We start from the raw sequence: 13,171 nt of genomic DNA on the forward strand, positions 1-13,171 counted from the left end.
GGCGGGGGCGGAACGCGGTTCTGCGGTCCGCCCCCGACCGGCGAGGCTCAGCCGCGGACGACGTCGAGCAGGTGCTGGACGGCGTTGTCGACCGGCACCTCTTCGCGCTCGCCCGTGCGGCGGTCCTTGACCTCGACCATGCCGTTCACCAGGCCGCGACCCACCACCAGGATCGTCGGCACGCCGATCAGCTCGGCGTCGGCGAACTTCACGCCGGGGCTCGCCTTGCGGTCGTCCAGCAGCACCTTCAGGCCCGCCGCGGACAGCTCGCCCGCCAGCATCTCCCCGCCCGCGAGCAGCGTCTCGTCCTTGCCCGCGACGACCACGTGCACGTCGGCGGGCGCCACGTTGCGGGGCCAGATCAGGCCGCGGTCGTCGTGGCTCTGCTCGGCGATCGCGGCCACCAGGCGGGACACGCCGATGCCGTACGAGCCCATGGTGATCCGGATGGGCTTGCTGTCCGGGCCCAGCGCGTCCAGCGAGAACGCGTCCGCGTACTTGCGGCCCAACTGGAAGATGTGCCCGATCTCGATACCGCGCGCGGCCACCAGCACGCCCTTGCCGTCGGGCGACGGGTCGCCCTCGCGGACCTCGGCCACGTCGATCGTGCCGTCGGGGGTGAAGTCGCGGCCGACGACCAGGTCCACCACGTGGTGGTCGGCCTTGTCCGCGCCGGTCACCCACGCCGTGCCGCGCACCACGCGCGGGTCGGTCAGGTACGTGACGCCGTTGGCCTGCAGCGCCGCCGGGCCGATGTAGCCCTTCACCAGGAAGGAGTTGCGGGCGAAGTCCGCCTCCTCCAGCATCGCCACCTCGGCCGGCTCGACCGCCGCCTCCAGGCGCTTCAGGTCGACCTCGCGGTCACCGGGCAGGCCGATGGCCAGCAGCGCCCAGTCCTTGTCGCCGGGCTTCTTCGTCTTCACCAGGACGTTCTTCAGGGTGTCCGCGGCGGTGAAGGTGCGGTCCGTGTTGGCGTTCAGGAAGGCGACCAGGGACTCGATGGTCGGCGTGTTCGGCGTGTGGTGCACCTGCGCCTCGGGCTTCGCCGCCGGGTCCTGCTCGGCGGGCGCGGGCGTGGTGACCGCCTCCACGTTCGCCGCGTAGCCGGACTCCGTGCTGCGGACGAAGGTGTCCTCACCGGTCGGCGCGACCGCCAGGAACTCCTCCGACGCCGAGCCGCCCATCGCGCCCGACGTGGCGGACACGATCACGTACTCCATGCCCAGCCGGTCGAAGATGCGGATGTAGGCGTCGCGGTGCTGCTGGTAGGAGTGGGCGAGGCCCTCGTCGGTGAGGTCGAAGGAGTAGGAGTCCTTCATGACGAACTCGCGACCGCGCAGGATGCCCGCGCGGGGACGCGCCTCGTCCCGGTACTTGGTCTGGATCTGGTAGAGCGTGACCGGGTAGTCCTTGTAGGAGGAGTACTCGCCCTTCACGGTGAGCGCGAACAGCTCCTCGTGGGTGGGGCCGAGCAGGTAGTCGGCGCCCTTGCGGTCCTTGAGGCGGAAGATGTTGGGGCCGTACTCGGTCCACCGGTTCGTCGCCTCGTAGGGCTCCTTCGGCAGCAGCGCGGGGAACTGGATCTCCTGCGCGCCGAAGGCGTCCATCTCCTCGCGCACGACCTGCTCGATGTTGCGCAGCACCCGCAGACCCAGCGGCAGCCACGAGTAACCGCCCGGCGCGACGCGGCGCACGTAGCCGGCGCGGACCAGCAGCTTGTGGCTGGGTACTTCGGCGTCGGCCGGGTCCTCGCGCAGGGTGCGCAGGAACAGCGACGACATCCTCGTGATCACGGTGGGTGCTCCTCGTGGCGCGGGTTGTCCGAGAAAGGGTAGTGAACCGGGTCTGATCAGTTCCAACGGGTTACGCCTGGCTCCCCGTCGGGTGCCCTTGACGGTTCCGCGCGACGCGAACAACGAGCTTCCTTTCCGCGCAGGTGGTGACCCGACGTTCATGGACATGGTTTTCGTGCACGGGTCGTGCGTGCAGGACGCGGCGTGGTGGTGGCACCGGATGGTCGCGCCGCTGGAGGCATCGGGGTTGCGGTCGGTGGCGGTGGAGTTGCCCAGTTGCGGTGACGGGGTGACCTGCGGGCCGACGTGTCGGCGGTGGTGGAGGCCGTGTCCGTGCCTGCGGTGCTGGTCGGGCACTCGTACGGCGGAATGGTGATCACGGAGGCGTCGGGGCACCACCCGTTCCTGTCCCAACCGGAGGCGTTGTCGCACGTCATCGCGTCGGCAGCGGGAATTGTCGGTGGTCGGGTCTAGCGTGCCCCGGCATGACCATCACCATCGGCATGATCACCATCGACACGACGGACCCGCACCGCTTGGCGGATTTCTGGACGAAGGCGCTGGGCACGTCGATCCAGCACGACTGGGGCGAGTTCCTGATCCTCGAGCCGGTCGGCGGTGACGGCGGGTTGCAAATGGGGTTACAGAGGGTGGACGAGCCGACGCCGGGGAAGAACCGGGTGCACTTCGACTCGCACGTGGAGGACCGCGTCGCCGAGGTGGCGAGACTGGTCGGCCTCGGTGCGACGGAGGTGGCCGAGCACACCGTCCCAGGCCTGACGTGGACCGTGCTCGCCGACCCGGACGGCAACCAGTTCTGCATCGGCCAAATGGGCTGACCAGCGGCGGAGCAGCCGCCGACCCACGTCCCCAAGATCACCCTAACGAGCTAACCGGCCGCAAACGGGCACTTTTCCGACCTCCAATTTCGTTGCCGGGAAAGAAGGAGGCGGCACGGCGCGGCGGGGCATCGTGGCAAGGAACGAGCGCACCACGCCATGGCTGGCGACCACGACAGGGCTTGGCGGAGGGCAGGGGCGGAGGGCAGGGGTAGGCGCAGGCCGACGAACAACAGGAGCGCGACAGGGATAACCAGGGACAACGGACGCGACACAGGGCTGACGGAGGGAGTGGCGGAGCCGACGAGCGCGTGACGGAGCCGGACGGGCGAGGTGACGAAGCCGGGAGCCGACGAGCACGACGAGCAGGTGACGCCGACGAGCAGGTGGCAGAGCCGGGGCGCGGGAGCGCATAGGCTTCCCCGTCGTGTTGGTACTGCTCCCCCCGTCGGAGACCAAGGCCCTCGGCGGCTCCGGCGCCCCGCTCGACCTCGACCAGCTCTCGCACCCGGAGCTCACCCCGGTGCGGGGCAAGCTGGTCGACGCCCTGGTCGACCTCGCCGCCGACGTCCCCGCCAGCCTCGCCGCGCTCGGCCTGTCCGAGCGCCAGGCCGGTGAGGTGGAGCGGAACGCCGAGCTCCGCCGCTCCCCCACGTTGCCCGCCCTCGCGCGGTACACCGGGGTGCTCTACGACGCGCTCGACCTCGGGGCGTTCACCAAGGCCGAGAGAGCGCGTGCCTTCGCTCGACTCTCGGTGGCGTCGGCGCTGTTCGGGGTCGTCGGTGGCGGCGACCCGATTCCGGCTTACCGGCTGTCCGGGGGCAGCGTGGTGCCGTCCGTCGGGCCGCTCGGCGGCTTGTGGCGGCCGGTGTTGGAGCCGGTTCTGGCGTCGGCTGACGAGTTCGTCGTGGACCTGCGGTCCAGTCCGTACAACTCGCTCGCGCGCATCCCCGACGCGGTGGTGGTTCGCGTTGTCACCGAGGATGCGAAGGGGCGCCGCAATGCGGTCAGCCACTTCAACAAGGCGCACAAGGGCAGGCTTGCCCAGGCGATCGTCAAGTCGCGGTCGGAGCCGGGCGATCTCAAGGGGTTGATCCGGGTTGCGGTGAAGGCCGGGTTGCGGATCGAACCCACTGGGGTGCGTGCCGCTGATCTGATCGTTGACGCATGATCAGGTCCGGTGACGGGTGATCGGGGCGGGTGGCGGGTGATCAGGTCCGGTGCGTGTGGTCTAGACCGGGTGGACTGAGCTGATCGTCAGGCGGGGGACGGCACGGGGCGGGGTGGAGTGCACTGCGGTGGCGTGCAGTTCGCGCTGCACGCGGGGCAGGTCTCGGTCGTCCACGTCGGTGCTGCCGGCGAGGCGGGAACCCAGGCGGATCTGGCGTTGGTGGTTGCGCTCCAGGCCGTAGACGACGAGTGCGACGACGGTCAGGGCGAACAGGATCGCAGTCATGGCGCTAACTGTGCGGTGCACAAGAAACCGCCACAATTGGCAGTCATGCCGTTGTGCATCAAAATCCAGCCAAGTACGATGACCACATGCTCCGCACCGTTGCCGCCGTGGTCATCGACGGCCTGGCGCCGTTCGAGTTCGGCGTGATCTGCGAGGTCTTCGGCATCGACCGCACCGAGGAGGGCGTCCCGCCGTTCGACTTCCGGGTCTGCGGCGAGCGCCCCGGCGAACCGATCCGCACCGGCGTCGGCGCGTCGCTCACCCCCGACCACGGCCTCGACGCGCTCGAACAGGCCGACCTGGTCGCCGTCCCGGCCGCGAAGATCCGCGACGAGTACCCACCGCTCGTCATCGAAGCCCTCCGCAACGCCCACGAACGCGGCAGCACGCTGCTCTCCGTCTGCAGCGGCGCGTTCATCCTGGGCGCGGCGGGCCTGTTGGACGACCGCCGCTGCACCACCCACTGGCGCCACGTCGCCGAGTTCACCGAGCGCTTCCCCAACGCCAAGATCGACCCGGACGTCCTGTTCGTGGACGAGGGCGACATCGTCACGAGTGCGGGCACGGCGGCGGGCATCGACGCGTGCCTGCACGTGGTCCGCCGTGAACTCGGCGCGGTCACCACGGCGACCATCGCGCGCCGCATGGTCGTCGCCCCGCAACGCGACGGCGGTCAGCGCCAGTTCGTCGAGCTGCCGACCCCGCAGCACCAGGGCGACAGCCTCCAGCCGCTGCTGGCGTGGCTGCAGGACCGACTGGACGAGGAGCACACCGTCGCGAGCCTGGCCGAGCAGGCGAACATGTCGGAACGGACCTTCGCCCGCCGGTTCGCGGCCGAGACCGGCACGACCCCGCACCGCTGGCTCACCACCCAACGGGTGCTGCGCGCCCGCCAGCTCCTGGAGGAGACGCAGCTCACCGTGGAGGACGTCGCGCACCGCTCCGGTTTCGGCACGGCCGCCTTGCTGCGTCACCACTTCACGTCGGCGGTGGGCGTGCCACCTATGGACTACCGACGGTCGTTCTCACACCGGCAGCCGCCAAACGCGTGACTCAGCGCAGTGATTTGTCACCTGTCGTGACGGTAATGCCAGAATGACCGGGTGAGCCTCGACACACCTGGCGACACACCCGCCGAACCGGTCACCCCCGCTCTGCTCGGCGGGATCACCGAAGACCTCCAGACCGACGCGCTGGACGCGCCGGAGGCGTTGAAGCGGGTGTGGTCGGGACTGTGCCTGGCCCGTCTGCTGGGTCTGCGCCTGGCTTCGGTGGACCTGACGTGGCGGCGGCGGCAGATGAACGCGGAGTCGGTGGAACACCAGCTCACCCACGATCTCGGCACGACGGCGACGTTCGCCGACACGGTGCTCGCGCTGCCCGGCGACACGACGCCCGAGCCGTTGGCCGAGCACGAGGTCGAGGACGCGGTGGCGGCGTTGGTGGAGTTCAGCACGGTGGCGCGCCGCCGGATGCTGGCCGCCGCGCCGCTGGCCTCGCAGTGGCACGACGAGCGCGTGCTGCGGCACGACTCGCTGGTGATCGGCCAGTTGGCCGCGGCCTGGTTGGGGCAGCGCGGCGGCTACCGCGTGGACTCCCGGTAGATCGCCGCCGATAAATCGGTTGCCCCCGTGCCGGGAGGCCGGGCAGCCTGTGTCCGAACGCGCAGAGCGCCGGTGGTGGCAGACCACGGCGGGAGTCGAGGAGGTGCCAGATGGCGACAGCTGTCCGGGACGTGGCACCGACCCGTCCGCTCGCCCCTCTCGCCTGACGCGAACCCGCGCGAAGGACCACACCGCGCCGGGTGGGGGCGATCACCCCACTTCACCTGGAGTCCATCCAGTGCGCGAGCACGAGCAGTATTCAGATTTCGAATCCGAGTTCGACCACGCCGACGACCTGCGGTGGCGGGCCAAGAAGGCCAAGCCGCGCCGTGACGCCGACGTCGAGCCGGGCCGTCGTGGCCGGCTCACCGAAGAGGCCAAGGACCGCCTCGCCCAGATGCGGGATGACGCGGTCGCCGCGGACGTCCCGCCGGACGGTGATCGGTGGTCCACCTGGGGCGATGCCGACCAGGGGCCGAAGCCGCACCCGTCGTGGCTGGTCACGGACCTGTCCGCGGTGGACCGCGAGTTGGGGATCGTGAAGACCGGCAAGGAGGCGGACGTCCACCTGCTGGAACGCGCGATGCCCGGCACCGGTCGGGCGTGCCTGCTGGCCGCGAAGCGGTACCGGAGCAACGACCACCGGCTGTTCCACCGGGACGCGGGCTATCTCGAGGGCCGTCGGATGCGGCGGTCGCGGGAGATGCGCGCGATGACGAACCGCAGCGCGTTCGGCCGCAACCTGATCGCGGAGCGGTGGGCGGTGGCCGAGTTCGCCGCGTTGGCGACGCTGTGGCAGTTGGGCGCCCCGGTGCCCTACCCGGTGCAGCGTGACGGCACCGAGTTGTTGTTGGAGTTCGTCGGCACGGACGGTGCGGCGGCGCCGCGGTTGGCGCAGTTGCGGCCGGAGCCGGACGAGTTGGCGGGGTTGTGGCGGCAGTTGGTGGACGCGCTGGGTGTGATGGCGTCCGCGGGTCTGGCGCACGGCGACCTGTCGGCGTTCAACCTGATGGTGCACGACGGGCGGCTGGTCGTGATCGACCTGCCGCAGGTGGTGGACCTGGTGGCGAACCCGCGTGGTCCGGAGTTCCTGGAGCGGGACGTGCGCAACGTCGCCGGTTGGTTCACCGCGCGTGGTCTGGCGCCGGAGTCGGCCGAGCCGCGGGAGGTCACCGAGATGTTGTTGGACATCGCGGGCCTTCGTTGACCGGAGTTCACCCGAACAGGGGCCAGACGAGGTCGAAGACGGTGTCCGGCGGGCGGGTTCCGTCGGTGGCCAGCCAGTGGTAGACGAGCGGGCCGAACAGCAGGTCGCGCACGAGCTCCGGGTCGACATCGGCCCGGAGCTCGCCGCGCGCCACGCCCCGCCGCACGATCTCGTCGACCAGGGCGTGCCGGTCCGCGAGGAACCCGTCCACCAGGCCGGGGACCCGGCGGGCCTCGGCGTGCACCGCGAGGACGACCCACGACAGGCCGTCGACCAGCGTGGTCGCCAGGTGGAGCAGGTCTTCGCGCGCGCTGCCGGTGTCGGGGTCGGTCATCGGCACCACGTCGGTGAGCAGGACGTGTGCGACGAGGTGCAGCTTGGTCGGCCACCGCCGGTAGAGGGCGGGCCTGCTCACGCCGGCACGGGCGGCGACCGAGTCGAGCGTCAACGCGTCGAAGCCGACTTCCTCCAGCAGGTCGAGCGTGGCCCTGGTCAACGCTCGGTCGATGTGGGTGCTCCGCGGCCGTCCAGACATGCGTTACATCATGTAACGTAAGTGCCATGGTCAGCAAGAAGGTCACCTGGGGGTTGCTCGCCGCGTGGGTCGTGCACGACCTCGAAGAGCTGGCGACCATGGCGCGCTGGACGCGGCGGCACAGGCACGTGCCGACCACCACGACACCGGAGGCGGCGATCGCCATCGGCGTGGTCGGGGTCGTCATCGCGGCCGCGGCGGCGGACGGGGCGCGCACGGGCGGCCGGTCGAAGCTCTTCCAGTCCGTGCTCGCCGGTTTCGGGCTGCACGCCGTCACGCACGTCGTCAGCGGCGCGGTGTTCCGCGGTTACACGCCCGGCGTGGTCACCGCACCGATCGTGGTGGCCCCGTTCAGTTTGTGGGCACTACGTCAACTCCACCGTGCCGGTATCCACGTAAAGCCGTCGCCACGTGGGCTTTTGTGGTTCCCGGTGATCATCGGTGCGGCGCACGGGATCGCCCGTTTCGCGACGCGTGTGCGCGAGAACACCGCCGCGGTGCCGAACTCCGGCTCGTGATCAGCTAGACTGAGTGGTGCACCGCCCGGTGGCGCCACAGAGCGCCCCAGGCCGCCAGAGTGGCCGGTGGTGCTTCCCAACCACTATCGGCGCGAACCGCGCGCCGGGCCCGTCCCCGCGATCGCGCCTGCTGAGCAGAGCAATCCTCGAGACGTGCCGTGTCCCGGAGGTTTGTTTTGCCGACAATGTCCCAAGGCCGTTCCGAGCGCCCGCAGTTCCGCAAGCCCCGTAGTAGCAGGCGCCCAGGCCAGGGCAACCGTCGTCCCGCTTCCAGTGCGGAGCTGGCGACCACCATTCCCGACCACGTCGAGAGCACCATGCCCGAGGGCCCGCTGCCCTCGTTCGCCGAATTGGGCCTGTCCGATGAGCTGCTGGGCGCGCTCGCCCAGGCCGGCATCACCGACCCGTTCCCGATCCAGGCCGCCACGCTGCCGGACGCGATGGCGGGCCGCGACCTCCTCGGCCGCGGTCAGACCGGCTCCGGCAAGACGCTGGCGTTCGGTCTGGCGCTGCTGTCCCGCCTCGCGGGCGGTCGCGCCAAGCCGTTGAAGCCGCGCGCCCTCGTGCTGGTGCCCACCCGTGAGCTGGCGATGCAGGTCGAGGAAGCCCTCAACCCGTTCGCCCGTTCGCTGGGCCTGTGGTGCCGCACGGTCGTCGGCGGCACGTCGTTCCCGCGTCAGATCGACGCGCTGCGCCGTGGTGTCGACCTGCTGATCGCCACCCCCGGCCGGTTGTCGGACCACGTCCGGCAGGGCACGGCCGACCTGTCCGAGGTCATGTTCACCGCGTTGGACGAGGCCGACCAGATGGCGGACATGGGCTTCATGCCTCAGGTCCGGGCGATCCTCGACCTGACCCCGCAGAACGGCCAGCGGCTGCTGTTCTCCGCGACGCTCGACGGCGACGTGGACAAGCTGGTCCGCCAGTACCTGCACGACCCGGTGGTCCACTCGGTCTCGCCGCCCACGGGCAGCGTCACCACGATGGAGCACCACCTGCTGTTCGTGTCCGCCGAGGACAAGCAGAACGTGGTCACCGAGGTCGCCGCGCGCGAGGGCCGCACGATCATGTTCGTGCGCACCAAGCACCACGTGGACCGGTTGGCCAAGAAGCTGCGGTCGATGGGCGTGCACGCCGGTGCGTTGCACGGCGGCAAGGCGCAGAGCGCGCGTACGCGGGTGCTCGGCCAGTTCCGCGAGGGCACGATGCCGGTGCTGATCGCCACGGACGTGGCGGCGCGCGGCATCCACGTGGACGACGTGAGCCTCGTCGTGCACGTCGACCCGCCGGCCGACCCGAAGGACTACCTGCACCGGGCCGGGCGCACCGCGCGGGCCGGTCAGTCCGGGACGGTCGTCACGCTGGTCACGCACGACCAGCGGCGTGCCGTGCAGGGCCTGACGGCGCGGGCGGGTATCCGTCCGGTGTCGACGAAGGTCCGCCCGGGTGACGAGGACCTGGTCCGCATCACCGGCGCGCGGGTGCCCAGCGGCATCCCGGTGGCCGAGCCCGAGGTGCCGGTCCGCGCTCGTCGCGGTGGCGGCGGTGGCGGTGGCCCGCGGCGCAGTGGCGGCAGCAGCGGCGGCGGCGGTTTCCGCGGCGGCCGTTTCGACCGCGACCGTGACCGCGGCTCCTCTTCGGGCCGTCCGCGCCGGGTGGCGCAGCACTAGTTCACCGGTTCGAGTACCGGTTCACCGGGGCCTGACGACCCGAAATTGTCAGACCCCTCTGGCAGGCTAAAAGCAGGGGTCCCCTTGGCGGGGGACTCCTGCTTTGCCGTTTCCGGCGTGGTGCGGACAAACGGCACGGGGCAAGCGGCGCGGGCAAGTGCACGGGCGAGTGGTGCGGTTCAGAGGCCGTTCGACACCTGGCGGACGGTTTGTGGGGGAAGCGTTTGCGGACGTGGGTCTCGGCGTTCGAGCCCGGCACGACGTACACCGGTTCCTCCTTGTCCTGGAGCGGTTTCACCACGTCGGCCAGGAAGCCCTTGCGGCGTCTCGCTGGTGCCCGTCTGCGAGCACGGGCACGTGATCGAGCCCGCGCACGAACTCGGCCTGCGCCTCGACTCCCGGACCGAGTGACCCAGACCGCGTGCCCCAGACCGCGTGACTCAGCTCATCAGCGCGTCGGCCCGGGTCGTGCGCATGTGCAGGACGTGACGCCCTTCCCGCCGGGTGGTCACCAGCCGGGCCGCCCGGAGCACACCGATGTGCTGTGAGACCGCACCCGCCGTGACGCCGAGCGCCGCCGCCAGGTCGGTCGTGCTCTTCGGGGCTTCCAGCAACGTGAGCAGGTGGGCCCGGGTGCGGCCGATCAGGGCAGCCAGGTCGTGCGGTGTCTCCCGCTCCTCCCACAGCGTGCCGATGCCGCGTGCCGGGTAGCGCAGCACGCCCTGACCGACGGGGTCGAGCGCGATCCACGCCTTCGGCCGGCAGAACACGCTGGGGCACAGCACGAGACCGTGTTCGGTCAGGTCCACCCGGTGCTCGGGTCTGCGGTGCAGGACCAGTTCGCCGTCCGCCCACGTGACCTCGGGGTGCAGGTCGTGGAACACCGCCTCCACCCCCTTGTCGGCGAGGGTCGCCGCGCGTGCCGCGATATCGGCTTCGAGGACGGCGGTGATGCGCTTCCAGTGCGGTGCGATGAGCCGGTCGTGGCAGCGCCGGATGAGGTCCGCCTCCGGTTGCGCGATGTGCCGCAACTCCGCGTCGAGATCGGACATGCGGACGTCCGGCACCGGCATCAGGTCGGCCGGTTTCACCGGGCCTTGCAGCCGGGCGGACAACGCGTCCAGGCCGGGGATCCCGTCGAGGCGTTCCCTCGCCCACCGCACCCACGGCAGGTGCACGGCGTGCGCGCCGGGATCGCGCAGCCCGTCGACCGCCATCACCGTCTCGAACACCGGCGAGTAGGCGAACCGGACCTTGGCCAGTCCCACCCCGGCCAGCCGCACCCACACCGCCACGCCGTCCCCGTTCCGCGCGGCCCGCCGTCGTGGGCTGCCCTCGACGGCCATTGTCCCACCGGAGGCATGGCCAGCCCTACCTTCGAGTGTCGTGCCCGCACCAGTGATCTTGAGGGCCCGTCACGCGAGGCTCGTGCCATGACGAAGACGTGGCACCGGCCCACCCTGTGGTTGGCCGTGGTGATGGCGGTGGGTGCGGTGGGGTGCGCGGTGGCGCTGCTCCTCGACGGACGGGTGCTGCAGGGCTCGTCGGTGTGGGCGAAGCCCTTCAAGTTCGCGGTGTCGCTGGCGGTCTACTCGGCGACGCTGTCGTGGATGCTCTCCTTGCCGCACAAGGGACGGCGGTGGACGTCCGGCGCCGCCACCACGATCGCGGCGATCATGTTCATGGAGGTCGGGCTGATCGCCATCCAGTCGGCCCGGGGCATGTTCACCCACTACAACACGTCCGACGACCCGCTGAACCAGTTCACGCAGGGCACGTTCGCCATCGCGATCCCGGCGATGTTCCTGGCCAACGTGGTGCTGGCGCTCGTCCTGTCGTTCCAGCGCTTCGGGACGCCGGACGTCCGGTGGGCCGTGCGCGGCGGGCTGTGGCTGGCGATCCTGGGCATGTTCACCGGCTACCTGATGGTGTTCCAGCAGACGGGGACCACCGCGGTCGACGCGAACGGCCAACCGGTCGAACTGGTCAGCGGGCACAGCGTCGGCGTGCCCGACGGCGGCCCCGGGATGCCGCTCACGGGGTGGAGCACCACCGGCGGCGACCTGCGCGTCCCGCACTTCGTCGGGATGCACGGGCTCCAGGTGATGATCCTGCTGGCGTTGGGCCTGGTCGCGCTGGGGCTGGCCGAACGGGTCCGCACCCGCCTGGTCGGCGTGGCCGCGCTCGGCTACCTCGGGCTGCTCGTGGTGCTCACCTGGCAGGCGTTGCGCGGCGAGTCGCTGATCCACCCCGGCGGCACGACGTGGGCCGCCCTGCTCGGGCTCGTCGCGGTCGTCGCCGCCGGGGCGGGGTGGGCGCTCAGGAGCGGAACGGGAGTTCCTTCGCCAGTCCGGCAACCGGTCCCGCAACGATGATCGCGGGCGGGCGGATGCCGTGCTCGGCGATGTCCGCGGCCAGGGAGGCCAGTGTGGACTGCACGACCTTCTGGGTCCGCGTGCTGCCCTCCTGGATCACCGACACCGGGGTGTCAGCCGGACGACCGGCCATGAGGGCGTCCGCGAACGCCGCCGCCCGCTCCACACCCATGAGGATCACGACCGTGCCGCTCAGCCCGGCCAGCGCCGACCAGTCGACCAGCGACCTCGGGTCGTCCGGCGCGACGTGGCCGGACACGACCACCACCTCGTGCGCGACACCCCGGTGCGTGACCGGCACGTCCGCCAGCGCCGGCACCCCGAACGCGCTGGTCACGCCCGGCACGACGGTGACCGGCACACCGGCCTCGGCGCACGCGATCAGCTCCTCGAAACCCCGGCCGAACACGTACGGGTCACCGCCCTTGAGGCGGACCACGAACCGGCCGGCCTTGGCGTGGTCGACGAGCGTGGTGTTGATGAAGTCCTGGGTCGCGGCACGCCCGTACGGGATCTTCGCCGCGTCCACCACCTCGACGTGCGGCGGCAGTTCGTCCAGCAGCTCGCGCGGCGCCAGCCGGTCGGCCACCACGACGTCCGCCCTGGCCAGGAGCCTGCGCCCGCGCACGGTGATCAGGTCCGGGTCACCGGGGCCGCCGCCGACGAGGGCCACGCCCGCCGGCTGGTCGTGGTGGTCGGCGATGGAACCGTCGCGCAGCGCCGCCAGCAGACCGTCCCGCACGCTCGCCGAACGCCGGTGCTGGCCGCCGGCGAGGACACCGAGCAGCAGACCGTCGTGCTCACCCACCGCGGGCGTCACGGCGGTGCCCTTCACGGCGACGTCGGCGCGCACGCAGAACACGCGGCGCTCCTCGGCGTCCGCCGTGACCTTGGCGTTCACCTCGGGTGAAGAAGTGCAGGCCAGCACGTACCAGGCGCCGTCCAGGTCGCCGTCGGCGTACTCGCGGGCGTGCCAGGTCGCCTCACCGCCGTCCACGATGCCCTGGACGGCCGGGGTCACCTCGGGCGAGATCACCTCGACCCTGGCGCCCGCCGCGACCAGCCTGGGCAGCCTGCGCTGCGCGACCGTGCCGCCGCCCACGACGACGACCCGCCGACCGGTCAGGTCCAGGCCCACGAGGTAGTGCTGTTCACCGTGCATGGGTAGAAGCAT

14 protein-coding genes are annotated in these 13,171 nt (G+C 71.2%); 9 read left to right on the forward strand and 5 right to left on the reverse strand.

What is annotated here, in order from left to right; all coding sequences use genetic code 11:
• Nucleotides 1–47: 47 nt before the first annotated feature.
• On the reverse strand, nt 48–1,793 hold the full coding sequence (locus FM051_RS12660; protein WP_158843117.1) for a proline--tRNA ligase: 1,746 nt from the start codon (nt 1,791–1,793) through the stop codon (nt 48–50).
• A gap of 327 nt (nt 1,794–2,120) precedes the next feature.
• Between FM051_RS12660 and FM051_RS12665 the strand changes: the two genes are divergently transcribed.
• The 3 genes from FM051_RS12665 to yaaA all read left to right on the forward strand — a co-directional run bounded on the left by FM051_RS12665 (nt 2,121) and on the right by yaaA (nt 3,803).
• A complete protein-coding gene (locus FM051_RS12665) occupies nt 2,121–2,267 on the forward strand; it encodes a hypothetical protein (protein ID WP_158843118.1) in 147 nt (48 codons plus the stop codon).
• 11 nt (nt 2,268–2,278) lie between these two features.
• Nucleotides 2,279–2,632, forward strand: a complete 354-nt coding sequence (locus FM051_RS12670) for a VOC family protein (RefSeq protein ID WP_158843119.1) — start codon at nt 2,279–2,281, stop codon at nt 2,630–2,632.
• 427 nt (nt 2,633–3,059) lie between these two features.
• A complete protein-coding gene (yaaA, locus tag FM051_RS12675) occupies nt 3,060–3,803 on the forward strand; it encodes a peroxide stress protein YaaA (RefSeq protein WP_158843120.1) in 744 nt (247 codons plus the stop codon).
• A 60-nt stretch (nt 3,804–3,863) separates the two neighbouring features.
• On the opposite strand, the gene FM051_RS12680 is transcribed toward yaaA, so the two are convergent.
• Nucleotides 3,864–4,088: a hypothetical protein gene (locus FM051_RS12680; protein ID WP_158843121.1), complete on the reverse strand. Its 225-nt coding sequence runs from the start codon at nt 4,086–4,088 to the stop codon at nt 3,864–3,866.
• Between the two features lie 86 nt (nt 4,089–4,174).
• Here FM051_RS12680 and FM051_RS12685 point away from each other — a divergent pair, with 86 nt between their 5' ends.
• The 3 genes from FM051_RS12685 (at nt 4,175) to FM051_RS12695 (ending at nt 6,899) form a co-directional block, all read left to right on the forward strand.
• Nucleotides 4,175–5,140, forward strand: a complete 966-nt coding sequence (locus tag FM051_RS12685; RefSeq protein ID WP_158843122.1) for a helix-turn-helix domain-containing protein — start codon at nt 4,175–4,177, stop codon at nt 5,138–5,140.
• Between the two features lie 51 nt (nt 5,141–5,191).
• Complete coding sequence (locus FM051_RS12690; protein WP_158843123.1) at nt 5,192–5,692, forward strand: hypothetical protein; 501 nt, start codon at nt 5,192–5,194, stop codon at nt 5,690–5,692.
• A gap of 238 nt (nt 5,693–5,930) precedes the next feature.
• Nucleotides 5,931–6,899: a serine protein kinase RIO gene (locus tag FM051_RS12695; protein ID WP_158843124.1), complete on the forward strand. Its 969-nt coding sequence runs from the start codon at nt 5,931–5,933 to the stop codon at nt 6,897–6,899.
• 7 nt (nt 6,900–6,906) lie between these two features.
• On the opposite strand, the gene FM051_RS12700 is transcribed toward FM051_RS12695, so the two are convergent.
• Nucleotides 6,907–7,434: a TetR/AcrR family transcriptional regulator gene (locus FM051_RS12700; RefSeq protein WP_158843125.1), complete on the reverse strand. Its 528-nt coding sequence runs from the start codon at nt 7,432–7,434 to the stop codon at nt 6,907–6,909.
• Nucleotides 7,435–7,460: 26 nt separating this feature from the next.
• Between FM051_RS12700 and FM051_RS12705 the strand changes: the two genes are divergently transcribed.
• Together FM051_RS12705 and FM051_RS12710 are read left to right on the forward strand one after the other, a co-directional pair.
• Nucleotides 7,461–7,952, forward strand: coding sequence for an HXXEE domain-containing protein (locus FM051_RS12705; protein WP_158843126.1), 492 nt, complete (start codon nt 7,461–7,463; stop codon nt 7,950–7,952).
• Between the two features lie 185 nt (nt 7,953–8,137).
• On the forward strand, nt 8,138–9,622 hold the full coding sequence (locus tag FM051_RS12710) for a DEAD/DEAH box helicase (RefSeq protein ID WP_420803590.1): 1,485 nt from the start codon (nt 8,138–8,140) through the stop codon (nt 9,620–9,622).
• Between the two features lie 440 nt (nt 9,623–10,062).
• On the opposite strand, the gene FM051_RS12715 is transcribed toward FM051_RS12710, so the two are convergent.
• A complete protein-coding gene (locus FM051_RS12715) occupies nt 10,063–10,968 on the reverse strand; it encodes an ArsR/SmtB family transcription factor (RefSeq protein ID WP_158843128.1) in 906 nt (301 codons plus the stop codon).
• A gap of 87 nt (nt 10,969–11,055) precedes the next feature.
• Between FM051_RS12715 and FM051_RS12720 the strand changes: the two genes are divergently transcribed.
• A complete protein-coding gene (locus FM051_RS12720) occupies nt 11,056–11,997 on the forward strand; it encodes a hypothetical protein (RefSeq protein ID WP_158843129.1) in 942 nt (313 codons plus the stop codon).
• Here FM051_RS12720 and cobA read toward each other — a convergent pair.
• The gene (cobA, locus tag FM051_RS12725) at nt 11,942–13,159 is read right to left on the reverse strand and encodes a uroporphyrinogen-III C-methyltransferase (protein ID WP_158843130.1); all 1,218 of its coding nucleotides are present in this window, start codon (nt 13,157–13,159) and stop codon (nt 11,942–11,944) included. The two genes, FM051_RS12720 and cobA, sit on opposite strands and share 56 nt — an antisense overlap.
• Nucleotides 13,160–13,171: the final 12 nt, after the last annotated feature.

Source organism: Saccharothrix deserti (assembly GCF_009769385.1).
GTDB lineage: Bacteria > Actinomycetota > Actinomycetes > Mycobacteriales > Pseudonocardiaceae > Actinosynnema > Actinosynnema deserti.

What these genes read in the sequence shown, in the direction of transcription:
- FM051_RS12670 (WP_158843119.1), top strand. Translation starts at nt 2,279, where the DNA reads ATGACCATCACCATCGGCATGATCACCATCGACACGACGGACCCGCAC.
- FM051_RS12680 (WP_158843121.1), bottom strand. Translation starts at nt 4,088, where the DNA reads ATGACTGCGATCCTGTTCGCCCTGACCGTCGTCGCACTCGTCGTCTAC.
- FM051_RS12685 (WP_158843122.1), top strand. Translation starts at nt 4,175, where the DNA reads ATGCTCCGCACCGTTGCCGCCGTGGTCATCGACGGCCTGGCGCCGTTC.
- FM051_RS12700 (WP_158843125.1), bottom strand. Translation starts at nt 7,434, where the DNA reads ATGTCTGGACGGCCGCGGAGCACCCACATCGACCGAGCGTTGACCAGG.
- FM051_RS12705 (WP_158843126.1), top strand. Translation starts at nt 7,461, where the DNA reads ATGGTCAGCAAGAAGGTCACCTGGGGGTTGCTCGCCGCGTGGGTCGTG.
- FM051_RS12710 (WP_420803590.1), top strand. Translation starts at nt 8,138, where the DNA reads ATGTCCCAAGGCCGTTCCGAGCGCCCGCAGTTCCGCAAGCCCCGTAGT.
- FM051_RS12715 (WP_158843128.1), bottom strand. Translation starts at nt 10,968, where the DNA reads ATGGCCGTCGAGGGCAGCCCACGACGGCGGGCCGCGCGGAACGGGGAC.
- FM051_RS12720 (WP_158843129.1), top strand. Translation starts at nt 11,056, where the DNA reads ATGACGAAGACGTGGCACCGGCCCACCCTGTGGTTGGCCGTGGTGATG.
- cobA (WP_158843130.1), bottom strand. Translation starts at nt 13,159, where the DNA reads ATGCACGGTGAACAGCACTACCTCGTGGGCCTGGACCTGACCGGTCGG.